This window comes from Phytobacter diazotrophicus, assembly GCF_052061655.1.
GTDB lineage: Bacteria > Pseudomonadota > Gammaproteobacteria > Enterobacterales > Enterobacteriaceae > Phytobacter > Phytobacter diazotrophicus.
Window position 1 is genome coordinate 5,377,217 of record NZ_CM125428.1, and the last position, 13,727, is coordinate 5,390,943.

Below are 13,727 nucleotides of genomic sequence, written 5' to 3' on the forward strand. Positions count from 1 at the left end.
TTGTTGACCGGAAAATCGAATACTTTCCGCAATATCTGTTGCTATCACGCTTAAATCATTTCATTGCGATTTACACAGAGCGAGGCGCCTGTCGCAGTATATTAAGTCGTCGATAGAAACAAACATTGTCAGGACTACCAGCAGTCAAACAGTGTGAAATGCTGCTGGCGCCTTACAGCGCAAAATGGCTGGTGACTAAAAAGTCACCAGCCATCGGCCTGATTTCTCAGGCTTCAACCAGAAAAGTTGGCTTATTTAACTTCAACTTCAGCGCCAGCTTCTTCCAGAGATTTTTTCAGTGCTTCGGCGTCGTCTTTGCTGATGCCTTCTTTCAGGGCAGCAGGTGCAGATTCAACCAGGTCTTTAGCTTCTTTCAGACCCAGGCCAGTTGCGCCACGTACTGCTTTGATAACAGCAACTTTGTTAGCGCCAGCAGCTTTCAGAATTACGTCGAATTCAGTTTTTTCTTCAGCAGCTTCAACCGGGCCAGCAGCTACAGCTACAGCAGCAGCAGCGGAAACACCGAATTTTTCTTCCATTGCAGAGATCAGCTCAACAACGTCCATTACGGACATAGCGGATACTGCTTCAATGATTTGATCTTTAGTGATAGACATTTAAATTGTTCCTGAATATCAGAATAAGTTTATACGTAAGCGAATGCGTTACAAAGACAACTGCGATTAAGCAGCTTCTTTCGCATCGCGTACAGCAGCCAGAGTACGAACCAGTTTGCCAGCCGAAGCTTCTTTCATGGTTGCCATCAGGCGTGCAATTGCTTCTTCGTAGGTCGGCAGAGTTGCCAGGCGATCGATCTGGGATGCCGGGATTAACTCACCTTCAAAGGCAGCGGCTTTGACCTCAAATTTTGCATTCGCTTTCGCGAAATCTTTGAACAGACGAGCAGCAGCGCCCGGGTGTTCCATAGAGTATGCAATCAGGGTCGGACCAACGAACGCGTCTTTCAGGCACTCGAACTGAGTACCCTCAACAACACGGCGCAGCAGGGTGTTACGAACAACACGCATGTATACGCCGGCTTCGCGACCTGCTTTACGCAGTTCGGTCATTTTATCTACGGTAACGCCACGGGAATCCGCAACAACCGCAGACAGCGCGCCTTTGGCTACTTCGCTGACTTCAGCAACAATCGCTTGTTTGTCTTGAAGATTTAAAGCCATTAGCTTTGCTCCTGGATGTTTGCCAGAACAAAATGTTCTGGAACTCACTTCACTCTTCCCAACGAGAAGAGCGTCTTAATACGGTGAGCAGAAACAAGCCAGAGTATAAAAAATAATCTTAGCGTTCTGTCACCGTCTACGCAGGGGATTAAGTCTCTTACGAAACACCTGCGGTCTTCGACGGAGGCCTGGATAGGCCAGGCTCCAACGAACAAATCTTGTCTATAACTTAGTCCTTCGAACTGCTGCTGCGTTGCCTGCTCTCGCTCACACCAGTCACATAGTTAACTATGCTCCTGGCGATTCACTCGCTTGCCGCCTTGCCGCAATTCAAATGACTCGCATAGCGTCTGTATCTTTCAACAGAATCGTGGGGGTAAAATTGTAGACAAATTCACCGCCCACGTAAAGGCATTAGTTTGCAGAAGCGCTCAGGCCAGCCTGATCAACTGCAACACCGGCACCCATGGTGGTGGAGATGCTGATTTTCTTGATGTACACGCCTTTCGCCTGAGTCGGTTTTGCTTTTTTCAGCGCAACCAGCAGAGCTTCCAGGTTTTCTTTCAGTTTGTCAGCGTCAAAATCCACTTTACCGATGGTGGTGTGAATGATGCCGTTTTTGTCGTTACGGTAACGAACCTGACCTGCTTTCGCGTTTTTAACCGCTTCAGCAACGTTCGGCGTTACAGTACCCACTTTCGGGTTTGGCATCAGGCCACGCGGACCCAGAACCTGGCCCAACTGGCCAACAACGCGCATTGCATCCGGGGAAGCAATAACAACGTCAAAGTTCATTTCGCCTTTTTTGATCTGGTCTGCCAGATCTTCCATACCTACCAGCTCAGCGCCTGCAGCTTTAGCAGCTTCAGCGTTTGCGCCCTGAGTAAATACGGCTACGCGAACGGAACGGCCAGTACCGTGCGGCAGTACAGTAGCACCACGTACGTTCTGATCAGATTTACGCGCATCGATGCCGAGGTTAACAGCAACGTCAACGCTTTCTACGAATTTAGCAGTGGCCAGCTCTTTCAGCAGAGAGATAGCTTCATTGATGTCGTACTGTTTGGTCGCATCAACTTTGTCACGGATCACGCGCATGCGCTTGGTCAGTTTAGCCATTTCTTAGTCCTCCACTACCAGGCCCATGGAACGTGCAGTACCTTCAATGGAGCGAGTCATCGCTTCAATGTCGGCACCAGTCATGTCGGCAGCTTTGGTCTGCGCGATTTCCTGCAGCTGAGCGCGGGAAATTTTACCCACTTTGTCTTTGTTCGGCTTGCCGGAACCAGACTTGATACCAGCTGCTTTCTTCAGCAGAACTGCTGCCGGAGGCGTTTTGGTAACGAAAGTGAAAGAACGGTCAGCGTAAACGGTAATAACAACCGGAATCGGCAGACCTTTTTCCATGGAATCAGTTTTCGCGTTGAACGCTTTACAGAATTCCATGATGTTAACACCCTGCTGACCCAGAGCCGGACCAACCGGTGGGCTCGGGTTTGCCATGCCAGCTGCAACCTGCAGCTTGACGTAGGCCTGGACTTTCTTAGCCATTCTAAATTCCTCGTTTGGGTTATAGCGCCCGGAAGGGCTCCCCGTGTTTAAATTCGTTTTACGGGTACGGGACCCATAAAATCAAAAGGCGCGAAATTGTATGCCAACTTCGCGCCTTGTGCAACATTTGATCGCCTTTTTTTAGGCTTTCTCTACCTGGCTAAAGTCCAGTTCCACCGGGGTCGCACGACCAAAAATGGAAACAGAAACTTTCAGGCGGGACTTCTCGTAGTCAACTTCTTCGACCACACCATTGAAGTCAGCAAACGGACCATCGTTAACGCGGACCATTTCACCTGGTTCGAACAGCGTTTTCGGACGCGGCTTATCACCCACCTGCTGCAGGCGGTTCATAATCGCATCAACTTCTTTATCGCTGATCGGCGCCGGACGATCGGAAGTACCACCGATGAAGCCCATTACGCGCGGAACGCTGCGCACCAGGTGCCAGCTTGCGTCGTTCATGACCATCTGGACCAGTACGTAACCCGGGAAGAATTTACGCTCGCTTTTACGACGCTGGCCGCCACGGATTTCGACCACTTCTTCGGTCGGCACCATAACTTCGCCAAACAACTCTTCCATATTGTGTAATTTGATGTGCTCACGCAGCGAAGTTGCTACGCGGCCTTCAAAACCGGAAAACGCCTGAACGACGTACCAGCGCTTTTTAGGAGCTTCAGACATCTCAGAACCTCAGGCCAGTGATAAAGGAAACGAGGCGAACCAGAATACCATCCAGTCCCCACAGAATAAGTGACATAACCGCAGTTACCGCAGCTACGATCAATGTGGTGTGCAATGTTTCCTGGCGAGTAGGCCAAATTACCTTACGGACTTCAGTTCTCGCTTCGCGGGCAAACGCAACGGTCGCTTTACCCTTCGTCGTCAACAGCGCGACACCACCTGCTGCAGCAATCAGAATCACAACGGCCAGCGCACGCAGCGGCAGCATCATGTCACGATAAAGGTAGTTGCCAACGATCGCTACGAGCAACAGAACAGCAACAACAACCCACTTCATCGCTTCCAGGCCGCGCCCGCTCCCTTGAGCTTCGGTATTCGCACTCATAAACCAACCTGTTACAAGAATCAGACAAACATTTTTGCCCCGCATAGGCGAGGCAACCAAACCGAAATGCTCTGGCGCGTTTCGGATTTAACGCCATCTACAGAGCCTGTCTCAGCAATGATTATGACAAAAAAAATCACTGATGAGCCAGGTTCTGATTCGAGAGCGTGCAAAAAGGGCATCAAATGATGCCCTTTTCTTACGCTTAGCGTCAAATGTTATCAGCGATTAGCCGAGAACTTTTGCTACAACGCCCGCGCCTACAGTACGGCCGCCTTCACGGATTGCGAAACGCAGACCGTCGTCCATCGCGATCGGGTGGATCAGGGTAACAACCATTTTGATGTTGTCGCCCGGCATTACCATCTCTACGCCTTCCGGCAGTTCGATGGTGCCAGTCACGTCAGTTGTACGGAAGTAGAACTGCGGACGGTAGCCTTTGAAGAACGGAGTATGACGGCCGCCTTCATCTTTGGACAGAATGTACACTTCGGATTCGAACTTGGTGTGCGGCTTGATGGTGCCCGGCTTAGCCAGTACCTGGCCACGTTCGATTTCTTCACGTTTGATACCACGCAGCAGAACACCAACGTTCTCACCAGCACGGCCTTCGTCCAGCAGTTTGCGGAACATTTCAACGCCGGTACAGGTAGATTTCGCAGTATCTTTGATACCAACGATTTCAACTTCTTCACCAACTTTGATGATACCACGCTCTACACGACCGGTAACAACGGTACCACGACCGGAGATAGAGAATACGTCTTCGATCGGCAGCAGGAACGGCTTGTCAATCGCACGCTCTGGTTCCGGGATATAGGTATCCAGGTGGCCAGCCAGTTCGATGATTTTTGCTTCCCACTCTGCGTCGCCTTCCAGCGCTTTCAGAGCAGAACCACGAACGATCGGAGTGTCGTCGCCCGGGAAATCGTACTGAGACAGAAGTTCACGAACTTCCATTTCAACCAGTTCCAGCAGCTCTTCGTCATCAACCATGTCGCATTTGTTCAGGAACACGATGATGTACGGAACGCCTACCTGACGACCCAGCAGGATGTGCTCACGAGTCTGCGGCATCGGGCCGTCAGTCGCAGCAACAACCAGGATCGCGCCGTCCATCTGCGCAGCACCGGTGATCATGTTTTTAACATAGTCGGCGTGGCCCGGGCAGTCTACGTGTGCGTAGTGACGGATCGCAGTATCGTACTCAACGTGAGAGGTGTTGATGGTGATACCACGTGCTTTTTCTTCCGGCGCGTTATCGATCTGGTCGAATGCGCGAGCCTGGCCACCGTAAGTTTTGGACAGAACGGTAGTGATTGCAGCGGTCAGCGTTGTTTTACCATGGTCAACGTGGCCGATAGTACCGACGTTAACGTGCGGTTTTGTACGTTCAAACTTTTCTTTAGACATCGATTGTCCCTCTAAGACACGGATAAATCGGTGATATCACCACATCAACCAGGCAACATGCCCGACTTGTTGAATGCAATAAACAGAGAGAAACAGGGGAGGAGAGATAAAGAAGTGGTGCTGATACCCAGAGTCGAACTGGGGACCTCACCCTTACCAAGGGTGCGCTCTACCAACTGAGCCATATCAGCACGTCTGGAGCGGGCAGCGGGAATCGAACCCGCATCATCAGCTTGGAAGGCTGAGGTAATAGCCATTATACGATGCCCGCATCCTAAAACTCGGCTACCCTATTCTTTCTGTGTTTCAGGAGAAGAAAACTCTCCCTTTGAGTTGATTCAGTTTTGACACCAACTCTGGTCACACAAGGTGACCGAAAATGGTGGTGGGGGAAGGATTCGAACCTTCGAAGTCTGTGACGGCAGATTTACAGTCTGCTCCCTTTGGCCGCTCGGGAACCCCACCGGACTTGATGGTGCCGACTACCGGAATCGAACTGGTGACCTACTGATTACAAGTCAGTTGCTCTACCTACTGAGCTAAGTCGGCATCAAGTAGCGCGCATTCTAGGGAGACAGAGCGCTTGATGCAACTAAAAAATTGCACAAATTGTTCTATCGCTCACATTTTGCACGACAAGGCCGTTAAATGCTGCTATTTCAAGCAAATCAGTGGAAAAAACCAACATCGTGGCCGCTATTGGAGGCCATACTTCCTCGCCATTGATGGCAAACACACCTCCCATCACTCTGTATAAAGTGCTTTTGCTTCACCCTAATGCCGTTTTTTAAGCGTTCAAGAAGAAATCCTCTATTAAGGAGAGCGTGATACATATCACCTGTACGCGGGAGTATCACTGTAAAAATGGTCTTTCCGTTTACTGCGAGGAACTTGCCAATTTGTTGTGCAGGTTGTTCAGAGGGACGAAACGAACGGTCATCTTCGTAACATCATCCATCAAGATAAATAAGGTACACCATCAATTCCACCGAAGCGGCTCTGGCTAATGCCTTATTAATACTCTTGAGAAAGCGGGCTATGCATGGCAACGCAGCCTTCTTTATCACTATGTACAGGCTGGTTTGCAGTAGAAGGTTTCTACAGTAGGCAGGGACGACACTGCCTGCCGAAATAGCGGGTTTCCTGAATTCAGCAGATGGAAACACACATTCAACCGCGATTTATTACCAACGCTTATTCGTGGTAATTCCGTTATCTCGCGCTATTGCCTGCCAGTCTCTGAAACGTGATGCTTTCCCCGGAAAGCATCATGCAGACGCGATTTTTCATATTATTCCCTGTCATCTGGTGTTAACCTCCTGCCCATTGTCCTAACTTATATCAATAACGTCGCGCCATCACATTACCTTAAAAGAAGGCTTCTCGCTCCGTGTCGGAAGCATACGTGGCGAGCCACCATGGCAGGCAGAAAAAGCTTATGAGTAAAAAAGAGCAAACGTTAATGACCCCGTACTTGCAGTTCAATCGTAGCCAGTGGGCTGCGCTTCGTGATTCAGTGCCGATGACGCTCACTGAGGGTGAAATCGCGCGGTTAAAAGGCATTAATGAAGATCTATCTTTGGAAGAGGTTGCAGAGATTTATCTGCCGCTATCGCGTTTGCTCAATTTTTATATCAGTTCGAATTTACGTCGCCAGGCTGTGCTTGAACAATTCTTAGGCACGAATGGACAAAGAATACCTTATATCATCAGCATTGCAGGTAGCGTTGCCGTGGGCAAAAGCACCACTGCACGTGTATTGCAGGCTTTATTAAGTCGCTGGCCGGAGCATCGCCGCGTTGAATTAATCACCACCGATGGCTTTTTGCATCCTAATCAGGTTTTAAAAGATCGTGGCCTGATGAAGAAGAAAGGTTTTCCGCAATCTTATGATATGCACCGTCTGGTGAAATTCGTTTCCGATATTAAATCCGGCGTGCCAAACGTTACTGCACCAGTATATTCACATTTAATTTACGATGTGATCCCGGACGGTGATAAAACGGTAACTCAACCGGATATTCTGATCCTTGAAGGGCTCAACGTATTACAAAGCGGTATGGATTATCCTCATGACCCTCATCATGTATTTGTTTCTGACTTTGTCGACTTCTCTATTTATGTCGATGCGCCGGAGGAGTTATTACAGAAATGGTATATCAATCGTTTCCTGAAATTCCGTGAAGGGGCTTTCGCCGATCCGGATTCTTATTTCCACAACTATGCGAAATTGACCGAAGAAGAAGCCATCAATATTGCCACCTCCCTTTGGAAGGAAATTAACTGGCTAAATTTAAAAGAAAATATTCTTCCAACCCGTGAGCGTGCAAGCCTTGTTATGACCAAGAGTGCCGACCACGCGGTCGAGCAAGTACGCCTGCGAAAATAAAACAAGGGGAGCGAAATGCTCCCCCTTTTATTATTCGGCACTGCGTAAGGAAATTTCACCACCCATCCAGGGTTTAATTACCCCATCCTGTTCAAGCAACAATGCACCTTGTGCATCAATGCCACGCGAGATGCCAAATATTTCTCTCTCGCCGATGATCAATTTCACCGGACGATCAATAAAGTTATCCAGTTTCTTCCAGCGAGAGAGCCAGGGACTTAACCCTTCTTGTTCAAAAGACTGTAGCGCAGCACGTAATTCATGAATCAGACGGACAGCGAGCGTATTGCGATCAATGACTACACCCGCTTCTTGCAGGTTAACCCAGCTTTGATTGATCATATCACTTTCCGCATGGCGCATGGCAAGGTTGATGCCAGCCCCTATCACGATCTGCGCAGCATCGCCGGTTTTTCCGGTTAATTCCACGAGGATACCGGCAAGTTTACGGTCCCCCAGATACAGATCATTGGGCCATTTCACCCGAACATTTTCTGCGCCGAGTTCTTGCAGAACTTCTGCCATGATAATGCCAATGACCAGACTTAACCCAATGGCCGCAGCCGGACCTTGTTCAAGACGCCAGTACATGGAGAGATAGAGATTCGCACCAAAGGGAGAGAACCACTTACGCCCACGCCGACCACGCCCCGCCTGCTGGTATTCTGCGACACAGACATCGCCGGATCGCAACTCGCCGATTCGATCCAGCAGGTATTGGTTAGTGGAATCAATAACCGGCAATACAGCCACTTTACCTGTTTGAACCTGCGCTACGATCAGCTCTTCATTTAACAATTGGATAGGTTCAGGAAGACTGTAACCTTTACCAGGTACGGTAAATACATCCACCCCCCAGTCACGCAGGGTTTGAATGTGTTTATTGATAGCTGCACGACTCATGCCCAGCCGCTCACCGAGCTGTTCACCAGAGTGGAATTCGCCATCAGCAAGGATAGAGACCAGGGTTAACGGAATGGTGTTGTCTTTCATGCAATCACCTCCACGGCATTGACTTCGCCACGATGGCCGATAAAACGCACCTCCGGTTCCAGCCAGACATTAAACTTCGCGCCAACCTGTTCACGTACATGGTGAGCCAGGCGGACAACATCTTTACTGGTCGCGTGATTTTGATTGATTAGCACCAGTGCCTGTAGCGGATGAACGGCTGCACCACCAATAGATACACCTTTTAACTGGCATTGATCGATAAGCCATCCGGCAGCGAGTTTTACTGTGCCGTCAGGTTGAGGGTAATGGGGAGCTTTCGGTGACTTTTCCAGTAGCGCGGCAGCCTGTTCGGCACTCACAACCGGATTTTTAAAGAAGCTACCGGCATTACCGTTTACTTTCGGATCGGGCAACTTACTGGTGCGCATGCGGCAAACTTCTTCAAAAACGTTCTGCGGCGTTACGGTTGCCGGGTCCAGACGCGTCAGATCGCCATAAGTCAGAACCGGCTGCCACTGCTTAGGTAAGCGCAACCCAACCGCGACGATTGCGTAGCGATCCTGATACTCATGTTTGAAGATACTGTCACGATAACCAAAGCGGCAAGCTTCTGCCGTTAATCGGTGGGTATTTCCCGTACTCAACTCTACACAGTCGACATAAGCACAGACGCGCTGCAATTCAACACCGTATGCGCCGATGTTCTGGATAGGCGATGACCCAACACAACCCGGGATCAACGCCAGGTTTTCCAGACCGGGCATACCATGCGAGAGCGTAAACTGAACGAGCTGATGCCAGTTTTCCCCCGCACCAACATGAACATGCCAGGCCTCGGCGCTTTCCTCAGTTTCAATACCCAGGATGCGGTTAATAATGACCGTACCTGTGAAATCTTCCAGGAAAAGAACATTACTGCCCTCACCCAGCATCAATACGGGCTGTTCATTACGTACGGATTCCTGCCACGCTTCAAGTAGTTGCTGCACGCTTTCAGCACGTATTATTTTATTTGCATTGTGATCAATGCCGAAGGTATTCCAGGGTTTAAGGGAGTGGTTCATAGACGCTGTCCTGATGCAAAAACCCGGCTAGTTTACCGCATATGCAAAGTGAGCGCTTGTGGTTATAGGGGAGGTTTCTTGAGGGGTAAAAACGCAAAAAGCCCATCCGTGAGGATGGGCTTCTTACTTGTTTGATGCCTGGCAGTTTATGAATCACGTTGTGATTCACCCTTCGGGCCGTTGCTGCGCAACGTTCAAAAGCTCTCGCTTTTGTCCTACTCTCTGTCGAGTAGCGAACTGCCCCGAAGACTGGTGCAGGTCTTTTAATTTGATGCCTGGCAGTTCCCTACTCTCACATGGGGAGACCCCACACTACCATCGGCGCTACGGCGTTTCACTTCTGAGTTCGGCATGGGGTCAGGTGGGACCACCGCGCTAAAGCCGCCAGGCAAATTCTGTTGCCAGAAACGAATCTTTTTCACTGTGGCTGCGTTGGCTGCATTCGCAAAGTCAGTCACATACTCATGTATGCTCCTTCCTTTACTTCATTTGCCGCCTTGCCTCAGCGTAAAATCTTTCGTTCCCGAAAATCTGTAATCAATGCTGAAAATCTTCTCAATCCGCCAAAACATCTTCGGCGTTGTAAGGTTAAGCCTCACGGTTCATTAGTACCGGTTAGCTCAACGCATCGCTGCGCTTACACACCCGGCCTATCAACGTCGTCGTCTTCAACGTTCCTTTAGTGTCCTTAAAGGACAAGGGAGAACTCATCTCGGGGCAAGTTTCGTGCTTAGATGCTTTCAGCACTTATCTCTTCCGCATGTAGCTACCGGGCAGTGCCATTGGCATGACAACCCGAACACCAGTGATGCGTCCACTCCGGTCCTCTCGTACTAGGAGCAGCCCCCCTCAATTCTCCAGCGCCCACGGCAGATAGGGACCGAACTGTCTCACGACGTTCTAAACCCAGCTCGCGTACCACTTTAAATGGCGAACAGCCATACCCTTGGGACCTACTTCAGCCCCAGGATGTGATGAGCCGACATCGAGGTGCCAAACACCGCCGTCGATATGAACTCTTGGGCGGTATCAGCCTGTTATCCCCGGAGTACCTTTTATCCGTTGAGCGATGGCCCTTCCATTCAGAACCACCGGATCACTATGACCTGCTTTCGCACCTGCTCGCGCCGTCACGCTCGCAGTCAAGCTGGCTTATGCCATTGCACTAACCTCCTGATGTCCGACCACGATTAGCCAACCTTCGTGCTCCTCCGTTACTCTTTGGGAGGAGACCGCCCCAGTCAAACTACCCACCAGACACTGTCCGCAACCCGGATCACGGGTCCACGTTAGAACATCAAACATTAAAGGGTGGTATTTCAAGGTTGGCTCCACGCAGACTGGCGTCCACGCTTCAAAGCCTCCCACCTATCCTACACATCAAGGCTCAATGTTCAGTGTCAAGCTATAGTAAAGGTTCACGGGGTCTTTCCGTCTTGCCGCGGGTACACTGCATCTTCACAGCGAGTTCAATTTCACTGAGTCTCGGGTGGAGACAGCCTGGCCATCATTACGCCATTCGTGCAGGTCGGAACTTACCCGACAAGGAATTTCGCTACCTTAGGACCGTTATAGTTACGGCCGCCGTTTACCGGGGCTTCGATCAAGAGCTTCTCCTTACGGATAACCCCATCAATTAACCTTCCGGCACCGGGCAGGCGTCACACCGTATACGTCCACTTTCGTGTTTGCACAGTGCTGTGTTTTTAATAAACAGTTGCAGCCAGCTGGTATCTTCGACTGATTTCAGCTCCACCCGCAGGGGCTTCACCTACATATCAGCGTGCCTTCTCCCGAAGTTACGGCACCATTTTGCCTAGTTCCTTCACCCGAGTTCTCTCAAGCGCCTTGGTATTCTCTACCTGACCACCTGTGTCGGTTTGGGGTACGATTTGATGTTACCTGATGCTTAGAGGCTTTTCCTGGAAGCAGGGCATTTGTTACTTCATCACCGTAGTGACTCGTCATCACACCTCAGCCTTGATTATCCGGATTTGCCTGGATAACCAGCCTACATGCTTAAACCGGGACAACCGTCGCCCGGCTAACATAGCCTTCTCCGTCCCCCCTTCGCAGTAACACCAAGTACAGGAATATTAACCTGTTTCCCATCGACTACGCCTTTCGGCCTCGCCTTAGGGGTCGACTCACCCTGCCCCGATTAACGTTGGACAGGAACCCTTGGTCTTCCGGCGAGCGGGCTTTTCACCCGCTTTATCGTTACTTATGTCAGCATTCGCACTTCTGATACCTCCAGCATGCCTCACAGCACACCTTCGCAGGCTTACAGAACGCTCCCCTACCCAACAACACATAGTGTCGCTGCCGCAGCTTCGGTGCATGGTTTAGCCCCGTTACATCTTCCGCGCAGGCCGACTCGACCAGTGAGCTATTACGCTTTCTTTAAATGATGGCTGCTTCTAAGCCAACATCCTGGCTGTCTGTGCCTTCCCACATCGTTTCCCACTTAACCATGACTTTGGGACCTTAGCTGGCGGTCTGGGTTGTTTCCCTCTTCACGACGGACGTTAGCACCCGCCGTGTGTCTCCCGTGATAACATTCTCCGGTATTCGTAGTTTGCATCGGGTTGGTAAGCCGGGATGGCCCCCTAGCCGAAACAGTGCTCTACCCCCGGAGATGAATTCACGAGGCGCTACCTAAATAGCTTTCGGGGAGAACCAGCTATCTCCCGGTTTGATTGGCCTTTCACCCCCAGCCACAAGTCATCCGCTAATTTTTCAACATTAGTCGGTTCGGTCCTCCAGTTAGTGTTACCCAACCTTCAACCTGCCCATGGCTAGATCACCGGGTTTCGGGTCTATACCCTGCAACTTAACGCCCAGTTAAGACTCGGTTTCCCTTCGGCTCCCCTATTCGGTTAACCTTGCTACAGAATATAAGTCGCTGACCCATTATACAAAAGGTACGCAGTCACCCCATTAAAGAGGCTCCCACTGCTTGTACGTACACGGTTTCAGGTTCTTTTTCACTCCCCTCGCCGGGGTTCTTTTCGCCTTTCCCTCACGGTACTGGTTCACTATCGGTCAGTCAGGAGTATTTAGCCTTGGAGGATGGTCCCCCCATATTCAGACAGGATACCACGTGTCCCGCCCTACTCATCGAGCTCACAGCCTGTGTGCTTTCGTGTACGGGGCTGTCACCCTGTATCGCGCGACTTTCCAGACGCTTCCACTAACACACAAGCTGATTCAGGCTCTGGGCTGCTCCCCGTTCGCTCGCCGCTACTGGGGGAATCTCGGTTGATTTCTTTTCCTCGGGGTACTTAGATGTTTCAGTTCCCCCGGTTCGCCTCGTTTGACTATGTATTCATCAAACGATAGTGCAACGGATTGCACTGGGTTTCCCCATTCGGACATCGCCGGGTCAAAGGTTCATATCACCTCGCCGGCGCTTTTCGCAGATTAGCACGTCCTTCATCGCCTCTGACTGCCAGGGCATCCACCGTGTACGCTTAGTCGCTTAACCTCACAACCCGAAGATGTCTTGTTCTGTCCGGTTTGTTACGCGTTGTGAATACTGCGTTGTTCCGTACTCGCGATGCTCATGGACATTAAGTCCACTCCGCTCGCTGCGTGCGGTACGCCTTGTCTTCACGTCGCTCACGTCACCTTTTACAGTGTCATCTTCTGATTGCGATAATTTGAGAGACTCGAACACACCGTCATCTGTTCTTATTACGGAGAACAGACACTGTGTGTCGTTTCAATTTTCAGCTTGATCCAGATTTTTAAAGAGCAAAACTTCGCAGTGCACCTTTTCAGGTTCACTCTGAAGTTTTCTTGTGTTCGCAGTAAAAGATGGTGGAGCTATGCGGGATCGAACCGCAGACCTCCTGCGTGCAAAGCAGGCGCTCTCCCAGCTGAGCTATAGCCCCATCGTAGGTAAATCTCACCAACCTTAATTACTGTTGAGGCAAGGCGTGGTGACACGAAGCATACTTAAAGTATGTGAGTGTCGCCGCAACGCAGCATCAGCAGGAATTTGGTAGGCCTGAGTGGACTTGAACCACCGACCTCACCCTTATCAGGGGTGCGCTCTAACCACCTGAGCTACAAGCCTGCAGAGATTTTTTACTGCTGTA

General features: G+C 50.4%; 10 protein-coding genes, 6 tRNA genes and 2 rRNA genes. 1 reads left to right on the forward strand and 17 read right to left on the reverse strand.

Going from position 1 to position 13,727, the window contains the following annotated elements; all coding sequences use genetic code 11:
- Nucleotides 1–251 precede the first annotated feature (251 nt).
- The 11 genes from rplL to ACS0RQ_RS26025 all read right to left on the reverse strand — a co-directional run bounded on the left by rplL (nt 252) and on the right by ACS0RQ_RS26025 (nt 5,766).
- Nucleotides 252–617 carry a 50S ribosomal protein L7/L12 gene (gene rplL / locus ACS0RQ_RS25975; protein WP_002884142.1) on the reverse strand — a complete coding sequence of 122 codons (366 nt, stop codon included), beginning with the start codon at nt 615–617 and terminating at the stop codon, nt 252–254.
- Between the two features lie 66 nt (nt 618–683).
- A complete protein-coding gene (gene rplJ, locus ACS0RQ_RS25980; RefSeq protein WP_007704673.1) occupies nt 684–1,181 on the reverse strand; it encodes a 50S ribosomal protein L10 in 498 nt (165 codons plus the stop codon).
- 414 nt (nt 1,182–1,595) lie between these two features.
- Nucleotides 1,596–2,300, reverse strand: coding sequence for a 50S ribosomal protein L1 (gene rplA / locus ACS0RQ_RS25985; RefSeq protein WP_039076861.1), 705 nt, complete (start codon nt 2,298–2,300; stop codon nt 1,596–1,598).
- Nucleotides 2,301–2,303: 3 nt separating this feature from the next.
- Nucleotides 2,304–2,732: a 50S ribosomal protein L11 gene (gene rplK, locus ACS0RQ_RS25990; RefSeq protein WP_006688357.1), complete on the reverse strand. Its 429-nt coding sequence runs from the start codon at nt 2,730–2,732 to the stop codon at nt 2,304–2,306.
- Between the two features lie 141 nt (nt 2,733–2,873).
- Nucleotides 2,874–3,419, reverse strand: coding sequence for a transcription termination/antitermination protein NusG (nusG, locus tag ACS0RQ_RS25995; RefSeq protein WP_001287521.1), 546 nt, complete (start codon nt 3,417–3,419; stop codon nt 2,874–2,876).
- A 1-nt stretch (nt 3,420) separates the two neighbouring features.
- Nucleotides 3,421–3,804 (reverse strand): preprotein translocase subunit SecE, encoded by a 384-nt coding sequence (gene secE / locus ACS0RQ_RS26000; RefSeq protein ID WP_003033128.1) that lies wholly within the window; start codon nt 3,802–3,804, stop codon nt 3,421–3,423.
- Nucleotides 3,805–4,032: 228 nt separating this feature from the next.
- On the reverse strand, nt 4,033–5,217 hold the full coding sequence (tuf, locus tag ACS0RQ_RS26005; protein ID WP_047372260.1) for an elongation factor Tu: 1,185 nt from the start codon (nt 5,215–5,217) through the stop codon (nt 4,033–4,035).
- A gap of 115 nt (nt 5,218–5,332) precedes the next feature.
- A tRNA-Thr gene (locus ACS0RQ_RS26010) sits at nt 5,333–5,408 on the reverse strand.
- Nucleotides 5,409–5,413: 5 nt separating this feature from the next.
- Nucleotides 5,414–5,488, reverse strand: a tRNA-Gly gene (locus ACS0RQ_RS26015).
- Between the two features lie 109 nt (nt 5,489–5,597).
- Nucleotides 5,598–5,682: transfer RNA gene (locus ACS0RQ_RS26020), tRNA-Tyr, on the reverse strand.
- Between the two features lie 8 nt (nt 5,683–5,690).
- A tRNA-Thr gene (locus ACS0RQ_RS26025) sits at nt 5,691–5,766 on the reverse strand.
- A gap of 889 nt (nt 5,767–6,655) precedes the next feature.
- Here ACS0RQ_RS26025 and coaA point away from each other — a divergent pair.
- Nucleotides 6,656–7,606, forward strand: coding sequence for a type I pantothenate kinase (coaA, locus tag ACS0RQ_RS26030; protein WP_039076759.1), 951 nt, complete (start codon nt 6,656–6,658; stop codon nt 7,604–7,606).
- Between the two features lie 30 nt (nt 7,607–7,636).
- Here the strand turns inward: coaA and birA are convergent, their stop codons facing one another.
- From birA to ACS0RQ_RS26060, 6 genes are all read right to left on the reverse strand, one after another.
- Nucleotides 7,637–8,599, reverse strand: coding sequence for a bifunctional biotin--[acetyl-CoA-carboxylase] ligase/biotin operon repressor BirA (birA, locus tag ACS0RQ_RS26035; protein WP_271851969.1), 963 nt, complete (start codon nt 8,597–8,599; stop codon nt 7,637–7,639).
- A complete protein-coding gene (gene murB / locus ACS0RQ_RS26040) occupies nt 8,596–9,624 on the reverse strand; it encodes a UDP-N-acetylmuramate dehydrogenase (RefSeq protein WP_271851970.1) in 1,029 nt (342 codons plus the stop codon). The genes birA and murB overlap by 4 nt, the downstream gene beginning before the upstream one ends.
- A gap of 273 nt (nt 9,625–9,897) precedes the next feature.
- Nucleotides 9,898–10,013 (reverse strand): 5S ribosomal RNA (gene rrf, locus ACS0RQ_RS26045).
- Between the two features lie 195 nt (nt 10,014–10,208).
- Nucleotides 10,209–13,111 (reverse strand): 23S ribosomal RNA (locus ACS0RQ_RS26050).
- A 333-nt stretch (nt 13,112–13,444) separates the two neighbouring features.
- Nucleotides 13,445–13,520, reverse strand: a tRNA-Ala gene (locus ACS0RQ_RS26055).
- 108 nt (nt 13,521–13,628) lie between these two features.
- Nucleotides 13,629–13,705, reverse strand: a tRNA-Ile gene (locus ACS0RQ_RS26060).
- Nucleotides 13,706–13,727: the final 22 nt, after the last annotated feature.